Source organism: Proteus penneri (assembly GCF_022369495.1).
Taxonomy (GTDB): Bacteria; Pseudomonadota; Gammaproteobacteria; order Enterobacterales; family Enterobacteriaceae; genus Proteus; species Proteus penneri.
Genome location: NZ_CP059690.1, coordinates 23705 through 42819 on the forward strand (window position 1 = coordinate 23705; position 19115 = coordinate 42819).

19 protein-coding genes are annotated in these 19115 nt (G+C 38.6%); 8 read left to right on the top strand and 11 right to left on the bottom strand.

The window, feature by feature from the left end; translation table 11 throughout:
- Positions 1-105 precede the first annotated feature (105 nt).
- Positions 106-1719, bottom strand: a complete 1614-nt coding sequence (locus H1225_RS00095) for a sigma 54-interacting transcriptional regulator (RefSeq protein ID WP_072063829.1) — start codon at positions 1717-1719, stop codon at positions 106-108.
- Between the two features lie 404 nt (positions 1720-2123).
- On the opposite strand from H1225_RS00095, the gene hydN reads away from it, so the two are divergent.
- The 4 genes from hydN to sugE all read left to right on the top strand — a co-directional run bounded on the left by hydN (position 2124) and on the right by sugE (position 3840).
- Positions 2124-2681 carry an electron transport protein HydN gene (gene hydN / locus H1225_RS00100; RefSeq protein ID WP_072063828.1) on the top strand — a complete coding sequence of 186 codons (558 nt, stop codon included), beginning with the start codon at positions 2124-2126 and terminating at the stop codon, positions 2679-2681.
- A 72-nt stretch (positions 2682-2753) separates the two neighbouring features.
- Complete coding sequence (hypA, locus tag H1225_RS00105; RefSeq protein WP_006535441.1) at positions 2754-3095, top strand: hydrogenase maturation nickel metallochaperone HypA; 342 nt, start codon at positions 2754-2756, stop codon at positions 3093-3095.
- Positions 3096-3103: 8 nt separating this feature from the next.
- The gene (gene hybG / locus H1225_RS00110) at positions 3104-3394 is read left to right on the top strand and encodes a hydrogenase maturation factor HybG (protein WP_006535440.1); all 291 of its coding nucleotides are present in this window, start codon (positions 3104-3106) and stop codon (positions 3392-3394) included.
- 131 nt (positions 3395-3525) lie between these two features.
- Positions 3526-3840 carry a quaternary ammonium compound efflux SMR transporter SugE gene (gene sugE, locus H1225_RS00115; protein WP_006535439.1) on the top strand — a complete coding sequence of 105 codons (315 nt, stop codon included), beginning with the start codon at positions 3526-3528 and terminating at the stop codon, positions 3838-3840.
- Positions 3841-3905: 65 nt separating this feature from the next.
- On the opposite strand, the gene frdD is transcribed toward sugE, so the two are convergent.
- The 4 genes from frdD to frdA are packed head-to-tail and all read right to left on the bottom strand — an operon-like array spanning position 3906 to position 7214.
- Entirely contained in the window at positions 3906-4265 is a 360-nt protein-coding gene (frdD, locus tag H1225_RS00120) for a fumarate reductase subunit FrdD (protein ID WP_006535438.1), read from the bottom strand.
- Between the two features lie 15 nt (positions 4266-4280).
- On the bottom strand, positions 4281-4673 hold the full coding sequence (frdC, locus tag H1225_RS00125) for a fumarate reductase subunit FrdC (protein ID WP_072063826.1): 393 nt from the start codon (positions 4671-4673) through the stop codon (positions 4281-4283).
- A gap of 14 nt (positions 4674-4687) precedes the next feature.
- The gene (locus tag H1225_RS00130) at positions 4688-5425 is read right to left on the bottom strand and encodes a succinate dehydrogenase/fumarate reductase iron-sulfur subunit (protein ID WP_006535436.1); all 738 of its coding nucleotides are present in this window, start codon (positions 5423-5425) and stop codon (positions 4688-4690) included.
- Entirely contained in the window at positions 5418-7214 is a 1797-nt protein-coding gene (gene frdA, locus H1225_RS00135; protein WP_006535435.1) for a fumarate reductase (quinol) flavoprotein subunit, read from the bottom strand. Before frdA ends, H1225_RS00130 begins: the two co-directional genes overlap by 8 nt.
- A gap of 941 nt (positions 7215-8155) precedes the next feature.
- Between frdA and epmA the strand changes: the two genes are divergently transcribed.
- On the top strand, positions 8156-9133 hold the full coding sequence (gene epmA / locus H1225_RS00140) for an elongation factor P--(R)-beta-lysine ligase (RefSeq protein WP_006535433.1): 978 nt from the start codon (positions 8156-8158) through the stop codon (positions 9131-9133).
- A 42-nt stretch (positions 9134-9175) separates the two neighbouring features.
- Here the strand turns inward: epmA and H1225_RS00145 are convergent, their stop codons facing one another.
- From H1225_RS00145 to glpT, 6 genes are all read right to left on the bottom strand, one after another.
- The gene (locus tag H1225_RS00145) at positions 9176-9589 is read right to left on the bottom strand and encodes a hypothetical protein (RefSeq protein WP_115065061.1); all 414 of its coding nucleotides are present in this window, start codon (positions 9587-9589) and stop codon (positions 9176-9178) included.
- On the bottom strand, positions 9586-10128 hold the full coding sequence (locus H1225_RS00150) for a LemA family protein (protein WP_109848549.1): 543 nt from the start codon (positions 10126-10128) through the stop codon (positions 9586-9588). The genes H1225_RS00145 and H1225_RS00150 overlap by 4 nt, the downstream gene beginning before the upstream one ends.
- An 8-nt stretch (positions 10129-10136) precedes the next feature.
- Positions 10137-11210, bottom strand: coding sequence for a hypothetical protein (locus H1225_RS00155; RefSeq protein ID WP_202608105.1), 1074 nt, complete (start codon positions 11208-11210; stop codon positions 10137-10139).
- Between the two features lie 36 nt (positions 11211-11246).
- The gene (locus H1225_RS00160; RefSeq protein ID WP_072063821.1) at positions 11247-11804 is read right to left on the bottom strand and encodes a LemA family protein; all 558 of its coding nucleotides are present in this window, start codon (positions 11802-11804) and stop codon (positions 11247-11249) included.
- Positions 11805-11996: 192 nt separating this feature from the next.
- Complete coding sequence (glpQ, locus tag H1225_RS00165) at positions 11997-13076, bottom strand: glycerophosphodiester phosphodiesterase (protein WP_161670831.1); 1080 nt, start codon at positions 13074-13076, stop codon at positions 11997-11999.
- Between the two features lie 135 nt (positions 13077-13211).
- Positions 13212-14564, bottom strand: coding sequence for a glycerol-3-phosphate transporter (glpT, locus tag H1225_RS00170; RefSeq protein ID WP_109848551.1), 1353 nt, complete (start codon positions 14562-14564; stop codon positions 13212-13214).
- A gap of 380 nt (positions 14565-14944) precedes the next feature.
- Here glpT and glpA point away from each other — a divergent pair, with 380 nt between their 5' ends.
- Genes glpA through glpC form a run of 3 tightly spaced genes read left to right on the top strand, consistent with a single transcriptional unit; the run spans position 14945 to position 19090 of the window.
- Positions 14945-16603 (top strand): anaerobic glycerol-3-phosphate dehydrogenase subunit A, encoded by a 1659-nt coding sequence (gene glpA / locus H1225_RS00175; RefSeq protein ID WP_006535425.1) that lies wholly within the window; start codon positions 14945-14947, stop codon positions 16601-16603.
- The gene (glpB, locus tag H1225_RS00180) at positions 16593-17900 is read left to right on the top strand and encodes a glycerol-3-phosphate dehydrogenase subunit GlpB (RefSeq protein WP_006535424.1); all 1308 of its coding nucleotides are present in this window, start codon (positions 16593-16595) and stop codon (positions 17898-17900) included. Before glpA ends, glpB begins: the two co-directional genes overlap by 11 nt.
- On the top strand, positions 17897-19090 hold the full coding sequence (glpC, locus tag H1225_RS00185; protein WP_072063817.1) for an anaerobic glycerol-3-phosphate dehydrogenase subunit GlpC: 1194 nt from the start codon (positions 17897-17899) through the stop codon (positions 19088-19090). The genes glpB and glpC overlap by 4 nt, the downstream gene beginning before the upstream one ends.
- The last annotated feature ends 25 nt before the right edge of the window (positions 19091-19115 follow it).

The following is a 19115-nucleotide window of genomic DNA, read 5'->3' on the forward strand; positions in this document are numbered from 1 at the left end:
ACGATCAATTAAATTATAGATAGAGACTAATAAGTTTCAAATAAATGAAATAAAAGAGTGTAATAAATTAATTACACTCTAATTAAATAAGTAATTATTTCAGAATTAAAGTATCTCTGGAATTGAAATACCTAAGCGTTGCATTCGTGATAATAACGTTGTTCTTTTTAATCCTAATTTTAAAGCGGCACCTCTAGCACCAGCAACTACACCGTTGGTTTCTCTTAACGCTTGAATGATCCTTTCTCTCTCCTCATCATCACTTTCTGGCGCATTAGTTTGCATACGCTTTTCAATAGATGAAGGTTGAGATAGCACCTGTTTTAAACGAGAGGGCTTATTAATGTGAAGCTCTTTTAACTGAAGATTTAATGTTGAACCTCGGGTTAAAATAACCGCACGCTCAATAATATTTTCAAGTTCACGGACATTACCCGGCCATGGATAAAGTGTTAATTGTTCCAATGCGTTAGCGGGAATACAATCTATTTTTCTATCCATTCTTCGCGCAATTTTTTGCGTAAAATGTTTTGCTAAAAGCGGAATATCTTCAGGTCGCTCTCTTAATGGCGGAATAATAATAGGAAAAACATTAAGACGATAATAAAGATCTTCTCTAAACTCACCTTCATCAGTTAATTCATGAAGATCTTTATTCGTGGCTGCAATCAGCCTAACATCAACAGGAATAACTTTATTACCACCCAGTCTTTCTATTTCTCGCTCTTGAAGAACACGCAGCAGTTTGGGTTGTAATTCAATGGGCATATCACCAATTTCATCTAGAAATAGTGTACTTTTATCCGCCATTTCAAATCGGCCAATATGTGTATTCGTTGCACCAGTGAATGCACCTTTATCGTGACCAAAGAGATCGCTTTCTAAAAGGCCAGAAGGTACGGCTGCGCAGTTCATTTTTATCATAGTCTTACTTTTTCGCTGACTTAGACGATGGATAGCGCGTGCAATTAATTCTTTACCCGTCCCTGTTTCACCCAATATAAGAACGGTACTATCACTTTGTGCTACTAATTCAATTTGTTCGAGAACATTATGCATAGCATCGCTTTGATAAATAATCTCACTAAAACCTGCATTATTATCTATCTGTTCATTAAGCCAAATATTCTCATTCTTTAAACTATCTTTTAAATGCGTTATTTCTTCATAAGCGGCCGCATTTTCAATGGCAATACCAATACGAGCCGCAATTTGTTGAAGCAATTGGCAAGTATCGTTAGTAAAAACACTTCCTATTTCATGTGCTAAAATTAATAAACCGAGAGGTTTATGATTAAAAGCCAGTGGCAATAACAAAGCCGTCTGCATATTTTGCTTAATTAGACGCTTAATCAAAACATCTTCCTGATCTTCTTTATTAATATCAATTAAGACAGGTTTATTCTGATTAATAATTTCTTCGGCTTTGTTATTCGCGCTACTGAATTTACGTTGTTGGCGAATAACAGATTTTCCAGTCTGATAACGACTAGAATAAAGAATACCTTCACTATTATTTTGTGATGAGGTACGGCATAACATAAGACTAATATGGTTTAGTCCAAAAAAACGATGTATTTCTTTAGAGACTTCAGAAATAAGACCATCCATGTCTAGATGAGCTAATACAGAATTTGTGATATCAACCAAAATTCGATATTGGTTGCGCTCATTACGAAGGCTCTCCATAGTTTCAGCATTGTTACTGCTTAATTTCATGACACCACCGATTGCCCTAAAAAATTAGCTATATTGTAGTAGGTTTAGAATAAATTTATATCAATGACTGAATCATTTTTGATCCAACCCGCTATTTTTGTATATGTAATGAAACTTAAGAATATAAACGCATTAAATCATTATGTAATTTAATATATAGCGATTTATTTTATCGTCAAATTTGTCGAATAATTTGACGAAGTGACTTATCTATTAATCAATAATCATTTTTATTTGAAAATTATTTAATTGAAAAATAAGGAATAGTTATATCAAAAATATATTGGCATGAACTGTGCTAGATTCATTCTATTGATACTCTAATTATTACTCTTAATTAGAATAACTCATTGCATTTATCGCCATATATAACGGCTATATATAACAAAGATCAGGAGAATATGATGAACCGTTTCATCATTGCAGACCCTAAAAAATGTATTGGTTGCCATACTTGTGAAGTGGCTTGTGTTGTGTCACATCAGCAAGCAGACCAAGATAATTTAGCCATTGACCAAATTAGTGAGCAGAATTTTCAACCGCGAATTCATGTGATCAAAGGATTCTCAATCAGTACGGCAGTTGTTTGTCATCAATGTGAAGATGCCCCTTGTGCCAATGTGTGCCCGAATGGCGCTATCATTCATAACAAAGATTATTACTATGTCGATCAGGAAAAATGTATCGGCTGTAAAACCTGCGTACTAGCTTGTCCTTATGGCACGATGGAAGTGGTTTCTCGTCCTGTTATGCGCAAATCAACCGCGCTTAATACCATTGAGGCATTTAAAGCGGAAGCAAATAAGTGTGACTTATGCCACCACCGTGAAGCGGGCCCTGCATGTATTGAAGTTTGCCCAACTCATGCTCTAGTGTGTATTGATAGAGATGCGCTTGAAGAGATGGTTAAAGAACGCCGTCGTAAAGCCGCTTTTGAAACCGGTGCTGAATTGTTGTTCTAAGATCAATAATAAAGCAACTATGTACTGATACTATAGTTGCTATTATTTATTCTGCTTCAATAAGGTATCGACATGCATGAAATCACGCTTTGCCAGAGCGCATTTGAGATAATAGACTCTCAAGCTAAATTAAATAATGCAAAAAAAGTAAAAAGCGTATGGATGGAAATTGGCGCATTATCTTGTGTTGAAGTCAGTGCACTTGAATTTTGTTTTGATATTGTTTGCAGAGACACCCTTGCCCAAGGCTGTGAATTACATATTGAGATTATCCCCGCGAAAGCATGGTGTTGGGATTGTCATCAAGTTGTCACTGTTTCAACCTTTAATGCAGGTTGCCCGTCTTGTGGTAGCCAGAATCTGCGCGTTGAAAGTGACGATGCAATGCGAATAAAGCAAATAGAGATCGAATAGAGGTTGTTATGTGTCTTGGTATCCCAGGCCAGGTTGTTGAAGTTGGAAAAACAATCACTGAAAATGCAATGGTCGATGTTTGTGGCGTTAAACGAGAAGTCAATATTGCGCTAGTCTGTGAAGGCGAGCCTCATACGATGATCGGAAAATGGGTGCTGGTGCATGTAGGTTTTGCTATGAGTATCGTCAATGAAGAAGAAGCAAAAGAGACACTGGATGCTCTGATGGCCATGGGAGAAGTGGAAAATGATGTCTCTGCTTTTCTTTATGGTGAAGAGGGCGCACCAAAGAAAAATTGAGTTAGTTTTGTACTATTGCACGATTAATTTCTTTTTCTTATACTTAACCTTCATCTTTTAAAAGCTGGGACGGCCCAGCTTTTTGTCTTTGTATTCAGGGGACGACCCCAATTTATCGAGTAGGGGACGTTATGTCTTGGATTATTCTTCTTATTGCGGGTTTATTAGAGATCGTTTGGGCTGTCGGCCTTAAGTACACACACGGTTTTACGCGTTTAACACCAAGTATTATTACCATTAGTGCCATGGTTGTGAGTATGGGAATGTTGTCTTATGCCATGAAAGGCTTACCAGCGGGCACGGCTTATGCGATTTGGACAGGCATTGGTGCTGTCGGTACGGCAATTTTTGGTATTCTCGTGTTTGGTGAATCAGCCAATATCTATCGTTTATTGAGTTTAGCAATGATTATTTTCGGTATTATTGGACTGAAATTAGCGAGCTAAACCAGAATATCAGGCACAAAAAAGCCACTCAATTGAGTGGCTTTTAATCTTCACGTATTAATCAATTACAGTGTAAATACGCCAATAATAGCGATAACACTGATAATTGCTGCACCACCATAGAATACCCATTTGCTTGCAGGTACATGCACTTTAAAATCGTGCAAAGTATGGTGAATACGGTGTAATGCACACCAAACTGGCAGAATGATCATTAATAGTAAGAACAGACGGCCAATAATGCTTTGGCTAAATGCCATAATACGTTCATAAGTAAATGCTTCTGGCGCAATACCCATTGGGATTAGGATACCGAGCAGGATAATAATAGCTGGAGAGACAATTGCACTCCACATACCACCTGCACCAAATAATCCCCAGAAAATAGGTTCATCAGAGCGCTTAGGAAGTTGATTCTGATTCATTATTTCCCTCCTGGGTTACATTAACGCCACTGCCAGAATAACGGCAGTAACAACGATAGTGACAGCCCAAAAACCACGAACAATAGGTTCTTGAGGCATTTTTTCATCTTTAACGACGATATTTACGGCTTTCGGTGCAAGCTTAAACCAAGTTGCAGTATGAAATACCGTCGCAATAAGGGTCACAATGTTAATCAGCATTACAATTGGGTTGCTCAGGAATCCAACGAAACCTGCCCAACTTTCTGGTCCATTTTTCAGTGCGAATACACCAAACAGTACAACCAGACTGAACCAAAGTTGTGGAAGACAAGTCCCTTCACGGGTGATATAGAAACGATAGAAACCGAGTTTCGTCCACCAGTTTGGTTGCATGCCACGAACATAAGGCTTACGTTTTGTTGTCATGTCTTGTTTCCTCCTTAACGTGGTTTCAGCATCGCAATGACAAAGTCTTGCGCACTGGCTGCTTTACCTTGCTGAATAGCGGCAGCAGGATCCACATGTTTTGGACAGACTTCAGAACAGTAGCCAACAAAGGTACAAGACCAGACACCGTTCTCACCATTTAACTGAGGCATACGCTCTTTTGCACCATGGTCGCGATTATCTGTGTTGTAACGTTGAGCTAATGTAATCGCTGCTGGGCCAATAAACTCTGGGTTTAGACCAAACTGAGGACATGCTGCATAGCAAAGACCGCAGTTGATACAACCAGAGAATTGGTGGTATTTAGCCATTTGAGCAGGAGTCTGTTTATTCGGACCTTCAGAAGGCTTACGATCATTACCGATAATATAAGGTTTAATCGCTTCTAAGCTTTCGATAAAGTGAGTCATATCAACAACAAGGTCACGTTCAACAGGGAAATTACCTAGAGCTTCAACTCTTATGCCGTTTGGATATTCACGAATAAACGTTTTACAAGCCAATTTAGGCACTTTGTTGACCATCATGCCGCAAGAGCCACAAATCGCCATACGGCAAGACCAACGGTAAGAGAGATCAGGCGCTAAATTGTCTTTAATATAACCCAATGCGTCCAGTAATGAGGTTTGCTCATCATAAGGTACATCATAAGTGACGAAATGAGGCGCTTCGTCCGTTTCTGGGTTATAGCGCATGACTTCCATCTTAATGTGCTTCATGTCATCAGCCATTCGCTTTCTCCTTATTCTGCTTGTCTTGTGCAGTCGCTTCACCACCATAGACACGTTTAGCAGGAGCAGACTTAGTGATCTTCACATCGCTATATTCTAAACGAGGGGCACCTTCTGGGTTATAGAACGCCAGAGTATGTTTTAGGAAGTTCACGTCATCACGCTCAGTACAACCTTCGTCAAGACGTTGGTGTGCACCACGAGACTCTTTACGATTGATTGCAGAATGAGCCATACATTCAGCGACATCTAAACCAAAGCCAAGCTCAATTTTGTACAGTAAATCGGTATTAAAGACGCTACTGGTGTCTTTAATTTCAACATGTTTGAAACGTTCTTTTAATTCAGCCAGTTTATCAACGGTTTTTTGCATTAATTCAGGTGTACGATAGATACCGCAACCTTCTTCCATTGATTCACCCATTTCATCGCGAATTTGTGACCAGCTTTCAGAACCTTTTTGGTTCATCAGTTTTTTCAGGCCATCTTCAATGTCACGAGTACGAGCATCTAATGCTGATGCGTTAGCTGGTGCTGCTTCTTGAGCACAACGAACCGCTTCTTCACCTGCAAGACGACCAAATACAACCAGTTCTGCTAGTGAGTTAGAACCTAAACGGTTAGCGCCGTGTAAGCCAACAGATGAACATTCACCTACTGCAAACAGACCTTTAATACGAGTTTCTGTTTGTTGGTTGGTTTCGATACCACCCATAGTGTAGTGAGCAGTAGGACGAACAGGGATTGGCTCATTTACTGGGTCAACACCCACATACGCTTTTGCCAGTTCACAAATAAATGGCAGACGTTCATGAAGTTTTTTCGCACCCAGATGACGTAAGTCAAGATGAACAACATCACCACGGTGAGTTTTGATGGTACGGCCTGCACGCCACTCATGCCAGAAAGCTTGAGAAACTTTATCGCGAGGGCCTAATTCCATGTATTTATTTTCTGGTTTACCTAATGGTGTTTCTGGTCCTAGGCCGTAATCTTGCAGATAACGATAGCCATCTTTATTGACCAGAATACCACCTTCACCACGACAACCTTCGGTCATCAGGATACCTGAACCAGGTAGTCCAGTTGGGTGATATTGAACAAATTCCATATCACGCAGTGGAACGCCATGGCGTAAAGCGATACCCATACCATCACCCGTCACAATGCCACCATTGGTATTGTAACGATAAACACGTCCAGCACCACCCGTTGCCATAATGACCGCATTAGCACGAATTTGAACTTTCGTACCTTCCATCATATTGATAGCAACAAGACCACGAGCGTGACCTTCATCAACAAGGATATCGAGAACAAAGTGTTCGTCGAAACGTTGAATCTGTGGATATTTTAAGGATGTTTGGAACAGGGTATGTAGCATATGGAAGCCGGTTTTATCGGCTGCGAACCAGGTCCGTTCGATCTTCATCCCACCAAAACGTCGGACGTTGACTGACCCGTCTTCTTTACGGCTCCAAGGACAGCCCCAGAGTTCTAGTTGAGTCATCTCTGTTGGACAATGCTCAACGAAGTAATCTACGACATCCTGTTCACACAACCAGTCACCGCCTGAAACGGTATCATTGAAGTGGAAATCATAGGAGTCGTGAGCCTGAGTCACTGCTGCTGATCCGCCTTCTGCTGCCACGGTGTGGCTACGCATTGGGTAAACTTTTGAGATCAGAGCAATTTTCAGTTGAGGATTCGCTTCCGCTGCAGCTATTGCTGCTCGTAAGCCTGCGCCCCCGGCTCCGATTATCGCTATATCGGCATTAAAGGTTTGCACTGCGCTTCTCCATTGTTCAAGTGAAAATTGGAATAATTGTCTAGAATTCAATTCACTGACATTATTAATTAGTAATGCTATTTTTTTAAGCTATCCGTAACGAAATTGTTTCACTGCCTTGTGACTACGCTTGATAACATCTTTATTATCATTGACTGTAATTTTAGTATAACGAAATGTAGGGCACCGAAATTTGATATGAATGATGGTTTTCCCGTATTTCGCAAAAAAAGTGTGATCCACACCAAGAATTCTGGGTTTTGATAATAAGCCACCAGAAGAACGCGAAGATCAAATAGAATATATTTTTCTAAATTGGAAATTATAAATAGTAATGAATAATCTGTTTTGAAAGTATAGATAACTTTAATTAAAAATGACAATGGTTTTTTATAATATCTTGATTTTAAAGAGTGATTTTTTTTATCTTTCTTAACTCTAATTTAAATAAATAAAATTCCATTCTAAAAGTTAAAATAAAATTTTTACTATTTATCTAAAACAAATCGGTTTGTCTTGTTAATTGTTAATAAAATATTAATAATATTTCTAAAGGTTTTTAATTCTAATCAAAATACATAGATTTAAATAGAAAGTTAACTTTAAAGTTTAGGTGAACTTGGCTATTTAAATATAAGAATAGTGTTAGTTTATTGTTATTTCTAATTGAGAAAAAGAATTATTCTAATTAAGTCTTGTTATAAAAATAGCAAAAAATCACGGCTTTTCTGATGTAGGTTGGTGTTTATTTAAACAATAAAAAGTGCCCAAAAGTAGATGTTTTGTAGAATTATATTTATTTGTCTTATATGTTTTTACTTAAAAAAGAAAAGAACAATGAAAAAATATAAAATGAAACACCTCTTTATTAGCAGAAATTTGTCTGTTGAAGAGGATGCGAGTAAACTGCACGCTCTGTTTTCTGTTGGAGTTTTTCGTTTATGAGTGAAATCGCGGATTGGCAGCCAAGCGCCTCAATCGCCAACTTACTAAAAAAGGCGAAAATAATCAGTAATATTAGGCGTTTTTTCACTGATCGTGGCGTGTTAGAAGTTGAAACACCGATGATGAGTCAGGCTACCGTTACCGATGTTCATCTTTACCCATTTGAAACCCAATTTGTTGGGCCAGGTGCTTCACAAGGGCTAAAACTTTATTTGATGACAAGCCCTGAATACCACATGAAGCGTTTATTAGCCGCAAACAGTGGGCCAATTTATCAAATGGGGCGTTGCTTCCGTAATGAGGAAGCCGGTAGATATCACAATCCGGAATTTACGATGCTAGAGTGGTATCGCCCTTGTTTTGATATGTACCGGTTGATGAATGAAGTCGATGATCTACTGCAAGAAGTGTTAGATTGTGAAGCATCAGAATCACTCTCTTATCAACAAGCATTTTTGCGTTATCTCGATATTGACCCTTTATCTGTTGATAAAGAAAAATTGCGTGAAGTGGCAGCAAAACTGGACTTATCAAATATTGCAGATACGGAAGAAGATAAAGATACGTTACTTCAATTGCTATTTGTTTCTGGAGTTGAACCTCATATCGGTTTAGAAAAACCAACCTTTATCTATCATTTCCCTGCGTCACAAGCCTCATTAGCTGAAATTAGTTCAGAAGATCACCGTGTTGCAGAGCGTTTTGAGGTCTATTTTAAAGGTGTTGAATTAGCGAATGGGTTCCGTGAACTGACGGATGCACAGGAGCAACGTCATCGTTTTGAACGTGATAATCGTCAGCGAGTAGCAATGGGATTACCAGAGCAACCTATTGATGAGCGCTTTTTAGCTGCCCTTGAAGCTGGATTACCAGAATGTTCAGGTGTGGCTTTAGGGGTTGATCGCCTGATTATGCTGGCTCTGGGGGTAGAACACCTTAGTGATGTGATTGCGTTCCCAGTTTATAGAGCATAAATACGATATCGATAATGCTAAAAAGAGAGCCTAGGCTCTCTTTTATTTTTTAGATTTTTGATTTTGTCTTCGTTTTTCCTCTGCTTCAAGGGCTTTTTCTTGAAATTTCGCAAATTTATCCCCTGTTACATCTTTCATATAGCGATAGTTAATAAACCAAAACGTAATACACGAAAATAAAATAACCCACCAAATTAAGAGTAGCTTTAATGAAGAATTAACACCCAGCATTAAATGAAAGCTAATTAAGACCATTAAGCTGACAAATATCGAGCTAAATAATCCTCCTGCAATTTGCGACATATATTTTTTTAACGGAGTGATACTGACTAATGGCAAAATAATCGCCATGGAGAACAGTACGCCAAATGTGGCGAACATAATAATCGAGATAGGTTCATTAAAGCTTAGAAACCAATCCGTTATACCAAAAAAAGAAAAGGGAATTTCTATCATAAAGTGGCCTCCTTACTAGGATAGAAAAGAGGGATATCTTTAAAATTAAAAATAAGCTTAAACAATACATTAGGAAAAATATGTATTTCGGTATTATAGAGCGTGACAGATTGATTAAAAAATTCACGTCTATCTGCAATACACTCTTCTAATTCTTTCGCTTGTGTCTGTAATAAGCGTAAATTCTTCCCACTGATAAGTTCAGGATATTTTTCAGCAATAATGAGTGATTTTTTTATTTGAGGTAATAACTGATTAGCTAAATCAACTTTTTGGTCTAATACCTCTGCGCATAAATAGAGATCTCTATTTTCAGCTAACTTTTTAAATAAGGTTTTCTCATGATCCATCGCTTTTTGTGTTATTGCTATCAGCATTGGGAACAGATCAACTTGTTTTTTTAATAAAACATCAATATTTGCAAAGGCTTTATAGCAATTATTTTTTAGCATCACCATATTGTTATAAATCATCACTAATTGGCGTATTAAAAAATAAACCAAGGCGAGAATAAAAATGATGAAAATAAGCCATTCCATATAATCAATTACCAAAATGAAGAGGTGTTATTAAAATAAAGTGTTAGGATGCCGTCTTGATATTCCATTGGTATTGCTAGAATGGAAAAGATAACAAAAAGAGCAATAATAACGATGATAGTCGCGTTACGACGAAAAGGACGCGCTTTGTTCCAACGAACAACATAATCTTGTGGTGATAAACCTAATAGATAGTGAGGAGCACTGTGTGTGATCACAACTTTATCATTAATCGTTTCTGCACTACCTATTAATAAATAAGTAGCATCAGCTTCTAATATATACTCCTTAAAACGTTTATTGTTATATTCTAAATCTTGATGAGGCTCGATACCAAGATGTACTAACGGTTTATCAGCTGCGAGAACTTGAATTGAACCACTATCATCTGTCATCGTGAAATTATTGATCTTTTTTTCATAGAGTGTTTGGTGATAGCTTTTCTTGCCTTCTTTATTTGTGGATACGTTATATTCATAATAGATGTAGCCATAACACTCTTTTTTACCTAAGCGACTTATTAGTTTTTCACCTGCAGTTATTTTGCCTTCAATTTCAACAAGTCCAATGGCTAAAGAGCGGATTTTTGATGTTGCTAGAATTTTTTGAAAGCGTAAAAAACGTTTTTCAGGTGTTCTTTTGACGATTTGGTAAACAAACATTAAAACGAAACTTAAAAAGAACAATCTTTGGTCAATAAACAAACTGAAGCTTAAACTTAATAATAAGAGGCTAATAAATACGGTGTTGATAAGTGCCGAAAATTTAGAGGATCCTTCATTTTGTAATTGGTGGTAATTTTTTATCGCTTTTTCACCAATATTAGCAATATGGTTTGAAATACCGTATGCAAATAATAAAATAACAGCGAATGCAATACAGGAGATAAGATTAACAACAGAGTTTTCACCACTAGGATAAACGTCAGTTTCTCGTGAGAAAAAAAGGTAATTCCCTGCAGCAAAGGCGATCCCTAAAAAGGGAACAATACTCAAATTGTTCTTCTTTTTTTTCGAGCGTTTACTACGTAAAAAATAGATTAATGCGCCCACAGTACAGCCGATAAAAAAATAAATTAACACTGCAATTTATCCTTAATGCGGTTATTTAACTTACTGTTACTTAAAATGAATCCCTTCAAATTTCATCTCTTCTTTTGGTATTTCTAGTAATTGCATACGTTCAAAGCGAAAAAGGCCGGCGATTAAGCTATCAGGAAACATCTCTATTGCGGTGTTGTAGTGAGTTGTTGCATCATTAAATCCTTCACGACGTTGAGCAATTTTATTTTCTACATCGCTAACACCTGTTTGAAGTAGTGCTAATTGTTCACCTGAAATTAATGTTGGATAATTTTCAGCAAGGGCAATCATACCCCGTAAAGCGGTATTCATTTCGTTTGATGCGCTGATTTTTTCATTAATATTTTGTGCTTTAAAATAGCGTTGTCTTGCGTCACTTAATGCAATAAATACACTTTTTTCGTGTTCCATTGCTTTTTCAGCTATCGTCATCAATTGAGGAATTTGGTCAGCTCTTTGTTTTAAAATAACGTCAATATTCGCAAATTGATTGCTTACTTGATTGCGCGCCGCAATAAGTCGATTGTAAGTTGAAATTCCCCAACCGATAAATAGAACGATAAGAACAAGTAAAATAATAGCCATTATTGTCATTGTGATCCCTTCCTTTAAATATTTAATAAATTAAATAATGATAGTTAAATTAAAAAGTGATTATGATTTTTTAATAAAATTGTGAGAATAAGTTAAAGAAAGATGGAAAAATATACAATCAGAAAGGGCGCAAAGATCCTACCCTTTTAAAAAAAGGTAGGATACTCGTTACACTTCAAGCTGAACTTTGAATTATTTAGCTTGTTTTTGTAAGAACTTAACGCCTAAATCAGGGAAGTCTGTAAAGACACCTTCAGCACCGGCTTGGTTATAAATAATGTCATATAGTTGATCACCATCTTTTGCATATTTAGGCAGTTTATCAATACGAACAGTAAATGGATGAATGGTGAGTTTGTTGGCGTGAGCATCAGCCGCCATACCGGTTAATGTGATTTTTTCTGGCGTCGAGTTCTCTTCGACTAACATGTGGTAATCAGGACCAATTCCATCAGCATAAGTGGCAATCTCTTTCATTGCACCTGGCTTAAACATCCACTCATAGCTGTAGTTTGTCCATGTACCGTCAGGCTGTTTCTCATAGGTCTCATTCCAGTCGGTATAAGCAATTAACTGAACGAGTTTTAAGTCCATGCCCATTTTTGGCATCAATTCTGTTTTGATGCGTTTTAGGTCGTTAGCATCGAATGATTGTAGATAAACATTGTCGGTTTTTTTCGTATAACCGTACTGTTTAAGCACTTCCAGTACTTTGGTGGTAATGTCTTTGCCTTCTTGTTCATGGAACCAAGGTGCTTTAATTTCAGGGTAAATACCAATATCTTGGCCTGTTGATTTGTTTAGGCCTTGGATAAATTCAATTTCCTCTTGGAAAGTATGTACACGAAAATCCGATTTACCCATAGGGAAGCGGTTTGGGTAACTTTGGACTTTTTTACCGTCAACAATGTCAAAACCTTCAGTAAATTTCAGTCCTTTAATTTCCTCAAGCGTAAAGTCGATAGCGTAGTAACGGCCATCTTTTCTTGCTCTATCAGGATAACGATCAGCCACATCTGTTACACGATCAAGATAGTGGTCATGTAAAACAACTAATTCGTTGTCTTTGGTCATCACTAAGTCTTGCTCAAGATAATCTGCGCCTTGGGCATAAGCTAATGCTTTGGCAGGAAGCGTATGTTCAGGCAAATAACCACTTGCACCACGGTGGGCGATAACGACCTTATCACTCGCCGCTTGTGCGATTGCACTTAAAGATAGAGTTAAAAGAACGCCTGCAACTAACGGTTTTATTCTAAAAGATGTACTCATAAAGCTGCTCCATTTTAATTCTACGTACAATAAAGTTATGTACAGTTGGCAATAAAAAAGCCACATCAAAACAGTTGATGTGGCTTGGTTTTTAGAGATGAGATTTAACTAATTTCATAAATAATCAGTTAACGATTATTCGTACTTCTGAAGCATTTCACGTTTGTGTTTGGTTTCAGTAACCATCACGATAAGTAATAACACAACAGACAGTGCACTACCGCCGATCATGACCATAAAGCCACCATCCCAGCCGAAGTAGTCAACGGTGTAACCCACGATAGCACTTGCCGCAACAGAACCACCTAAGTAACCGAATAGACCGGTAAAGCCTGCTGCTGTACCTGCTGCTTTTTTCGGTGCAAGCTCAAGAGCATGCAGACCAATCAACATAACAGGGCCGTAGATTAAGAAACCGATGATTAACATACACGCCATATCAACATTCGGGTTACCCGCTGGGTTCATCCAGAATACGATAGTTGCGATAGTAACTAAGGTCATGAAGAACACACCTGTTGCACCACGGTTACCTCGGAACACTTTATCCGACATCCAACCACACAGTAGTGTGCCCGGAATACCAGCGTATTCGTATAAGAAGTAAGCCCATGATGATTTATCCATTGCGAAGTCTTTTACTTCACGCAGATAAGTTGGTGACCAGTCCAGCACGCCGTAACGCAGTAAGTAAACGAACACGTTTGCAATTGCAATCATCCACAGAAGTTTGTTAGGGAACACATACTTCATAAAGATTTCTTTTGCAGTCAGTTCTTGTTCGTCAGTTTCTTTATAATCAGGTGGATAGTCGTTTTTGTATTCTTCAATTGGTGGAAGACCACAAGATTGTGGGGTATCACGCATTAATGCAAACGCAATCATAGCCACTAAGATTGCTGCAAATGCTGGCATATATAACGCTGCTTTCCAGTCGTTAAACCACGCCATACCTAATAAGAACAGTAATGGAGGTAAGCCACCACCGACGTTATGCGCACAGTTCCAAATCGAAACGATACCGCCACGTTCTTTCTGTGACCACCAGTGCACCATAGTACGTCCACAAGGAGGCCAACCCATACCTTGGAACCAACCGCAAAGGAACAACAGAACGAACATGATCATAATGCTCGAAGTTGCCCATGGCACAAAGCCCATAATTAGCATCACTGCGGATGCTAAAATAAGACCTGCAGGTAAGAAATAACGCGGGTTAGCTCGGTCAGAGAATGAGCCCATGATAAACTTAGAGAAACCGTAAGCAATCGAGATCCCTGATAAAGCAAAACCTAGGTCACCTTTAGAGAAACCTTCTTCTACAAGATAAGGCATTGCTAACGCAAAGTTTTTTCTTACTAAATAATAAGCAGCGTAACCAAAGAAAATCCCCATAAAGATCTGCCAACGCAGACGACGATAGACGGGATCTATCTGCTCTTTTGGCAAACGCGCTTTATGTGGCGCAGGTCTAAATAGACTTAACATATTAGCCTCCGATGGCTTTTATTTTAATATGTTGATATTAAATAATGACAAAACGAACAACGAAGTTATCAAAAAATTTTCTTTAACGAACTTAATAGTAAACTTATACAATCAAATTTACTGTGAGGTATTACTCAGTTGTCGAATAATTTTTCAAGATGTGCAATTTTGAGTGATATGTTAACTTTATCAAATACTTTTTGTTAAATAATTTGTGATTGGTATCACATATGTGGTTTTAATTTTTCACTCGTGAGCGTTTCTCTTTCGTTTTTGCTCATTATCAAACATTAACCACATTTTTTGTGTATCTTATACACTATAATTAACGCTAAAGAATAAATAAGCGTTTGCTGAATGTAATGTGAGAGGGCATCTCTATGATGAGCGGTTCACCAGTGACAGAAACTGATGTCATTATTATTGGCGGGGGAGCAACCGGTGCGGGCATGGCAAGAGACTGTGCACGCCGTGGATTACGTTGCGTCCTGCTAGAAAGACATGATATTGCAACCGGTGCAACCGGTCGAAATCATGGATTGTTACACAGTGGTGCGCGTTATGCAGTAACAGACCCAGAGTCAGCGCGTGAGTGTATTGAAGAAAACATGATTTTAAAACGGGTCGCTCGTCACTGTGTTGAAAAAACGGATGGCCTTTTTATTACCCTTCCTGACGATTCTTTAGAGTTTCAACAGACCTTTATTCAATCTTGCCAAGCGGCAGGTATTGATGCTCAAGCGATTTCACCCGAAGAAGCTATTCGCTTAGAGCCCTCTGTTAACCCGAATTTAATCGGTGCAGTTAAAGTACCAGATGGTACTGTCGATCCTTTCCGTTTAACCGCTGCAAATATGTTAGATGCCCGTGAACATGGTGCACAAGTCCTGACTTATCATGAAGTTGTTGGGCTTATTCGTGAAGGTGACCGTGTTAAAGGTGTCAAAGTTTACGATCATCAAGCGAAAAAACTGTATGAAATTCGCGCACAAATTGTGGCGAATGCGGGGGGGATTTGGGGACAAAAAATTGCTGAATACGGTGAATTAAAAGTTCGAATGTTCCCAGCAAAAGGGGCATTACTGATTTTGGGTCATCGCATTAACAATATGGTGATCAACCGTTGTCGTAAACCTGCAGATGCCGATATTTTAGTGCCTGGCGATACAATTTCATTAATTGGTACAACTTCAACACGTGTACCTTACGATGAAATCGACAATATGTATGTCACTCCTGAAGAAGTCGATATTCTTATTCGTGAAGGGTCAATGTTAGCGCCAAAACTGGCTCAAACTCGAATTCTACGTGCTTATGCTGGTGTACGTCCTTTAGTGGCAAGTGATGATGATCCATCCGGCCGTAATGTGAGCCGTGGTATTGTGTTACTCGATCATGCTCAACGTGATGGATTAGAAGGCTTTATTACCATTACTGGCGGTAAATTAATGACTTACCGTTTAATGGCCGAATGGGCAACAGATAAAATCTGTGAGAAATTAAATGTCTCTGCTAAATGTACCACTGCAGAAGAGGCATTACCTGGCTCCCGTCAATCCGCAGAGCAAGCATTACGTAGTGTTGTTTCATTACCTGCACCAATCCGTGGTTCTGCGGTTTATCGCCACGGTGATTTAGCCAATAAATTATTGAGTAATGAGCGTAGTGATAAGAGCTTAGTCTGTGAATGTGAAGCTGTTACCGCAGGAGAAGTTCGTTATGCTGTTAACTCTTTAACTGTCAATAACTTACTTGATTTACGTCGCCGTACTCGCGTGGGCATGGGAACATGCCAAGGTGAGCTTTGTGCTTGCCGTGCTGCAGGTTTATTAAACCGTTTACAAGTCACGACTCCTCACGAGTCAGAGCAACAGCTTGCCCATTTCTTAAATGAGCGTTGGAAAGGTATTCGACCAATTGCTTGGGGTAATGCGTTACGTGAGAGTGAATTCACCAGTTGGGTTTACCAAGGTTTATGTGGTTTAGATGCTGATATGATTGAAAAAGCAACTTCAGCGGAGGCAGATAATGAAATTTGACGTCATCATTATAGGTAGCGGACTTGCAGGTTTAACCGCAGGTATTCGTCTTGCTGAAGCAGGTAAGTCTTGCGCAATTATTAGTAATGGTCAAAGCGCACTACATTTTTCATCAGGTTCGCTAGATCTATTAACTCATCTTCCTGATGGTTCATTAGTGACCCAACCTAAAAAAGCGTTGGCAGCATTGTCTGAGCTTGCTCCGAAACATCCTTATAGCCGCATGGGTGAATCGCAAGTTTCAACCTTAATTGAACAGGCTCAAGCATTATTATCAACGACTAAAGATCTTGAATATCAAGGTAATGGTGATGAAAACCATTATCGTATTACACCAGTTGGGCGCTCACGTATGAGTTGGATGAGTCCAAAACGTGTACCAACTCATGGAATTGACCAAGCGTTGCCATGGAAAAAGTTAGCTGTTGTTGGAATTGAAGGCTTTTTAGATTTTCAGCCACAATTTGCAAGCAATACGTTGAATGAGCAAGATGTTGAAGCGATTCCTTATCATATCCACTTACCGTTATTAGATAGATTGCGTGATAATCCAAGTGAATTTAGAGCAGTCAATATTGCGCGCTATTTAGATAAGCCTGAAAACACTAAAGCGTTAGCAGAAGAGCTGAAAAAGCATATCGATAATAGTGTTGAAGCGATTATTTTACCCGCATGTATTGGTTTGGATGCTGAAGAGCCGGTGACGTTACTTGAACAACTGGTAGGTAAACCTATCTGTTTATTACCGACATTGCCACCATCACTATTAGGCATTCGTTTACATCAAGCATTAAAACTGCGCTTCCAAAAAGCAGGCGGTTTAATTATGCCGGGCGATCGTGCGGAACAAGTTGATTTAATTGGTAATAAAGTTACAGGTGTTCATACTCGAAACCATACTGATATTCCTATTCGTAGTGAACATGTTGTATTGGCAACGGGCAGTTTCTTCAATAATGGATTAATTGCGGAATTTGATCGTGTCTATGAACCTTTGATGGAACTTGATTTGCTAGAGACATTACCACGCAATGAGTGGACACAAGTGAATGTCTTTGCAAAACAGCCTTATATGCGATTTGGTGTGGATACAGATAACCAATTAAGACCGATGAAATATGGTGAAGTCTTAGAGAATGTTTACGCTGTAGGTGCTGTATTAGGTGGGTTTGACCCTCTTAATGAAGGTTGTGGCGCAGGTGTTTCAATGATCAGCGCACTGTATGCAGCACAACAAATTTTACAGCACAATAAATCAGAACAGACCACATCTGCGGTTGTGGAGGCAGCACAATGAGTTTACATGATAACAGCTTTGAAGCGTGCATTAAGTGTACTGTTTGTACGACTTATTGCCCAGTTGCAAAAGTAAATCCACTTTATCCTGGCCCTAAACAAGCCGGCCCTGATGGTGAGCGTTTACGCCTGAAAGATCCAATGCTTTATGATGAAGCATTGAAATATTGCACTAACTGTAAGCGTTGTGAAGTTGCTTGTCCGTCAGATGTGAAGATTGGTGACATCATTTCACGTGCGAAATTGAACTACAATACAAAAACGCCAAAACTTCGTGATGCTATTTTAAGTCATACGGATTTAATGGGAACACTATCAACGCCAATGGCGCCGATAGTCAATACGATCACAGGGCTAAAACCTGTACGTAAGATCTTAGATAAAGCACTTAAAATTGACCATCGTCGCGAATTACCAAAATACTCTTTTGGTACATTTAGAACATGGATGAAAAAACAGGTTGAAGAGCAGGCGCGTTTTAAAGATCAAGTTGCTTTCTTCCATGGTTGTTACGCTAACTATAACCACCCCCAATTAGGGAAAGATTTAGTTAAGGTATTCAACAAAATGGAGATTGGTGTTCAGTTATTAAAACGCGAAAAATGCTGTGGTGTTGCATTAATTGCGAATGGTTTTGTTAAACAAGCTAAAAAACAAGCTGCTGTAAACCTTGAATCGCTAACAGAAAAAATTGTTGAAAACAATATTCCTGTTGTTGCAACATCATCAACCTGTACCTTCACTATTCGTGATGAGTATGAACATATCCTTGATATTGATACCTCAAAAGTACGTGAAAATATCGAATTAGCGACACGTTATATTTATCGTTTATTAGAAGAGGGGCGTGAATTACCACTGAAACACACTCCACTAAAAGTGGTGTATCACACACCTTGTCATATGGAAAAAATGGGATGGACAGCATATTCCATTGATTTAATTAAACGTATCCCTGGTGTTGAGGTTATTGTTTTAGATTCTCAATGCTGTGGTATTGCTGGAACTTACGGTTTTAAATCTGAAAACTACGATGTTGCTCAAGGCATTGGTGCGGGCTTATTCCGCCAAATTGAAGAGAGTGGCTGTGATTTAGTGATCACGGATTGCGAAACCTGTAAATGGCAAATTGAGATGTCAACAACGAAAAAATGTGAACACCCCATTAGTTTATTGGCAAGAGCATTATAAGTATTGCCTATTAGATAATAAAAAA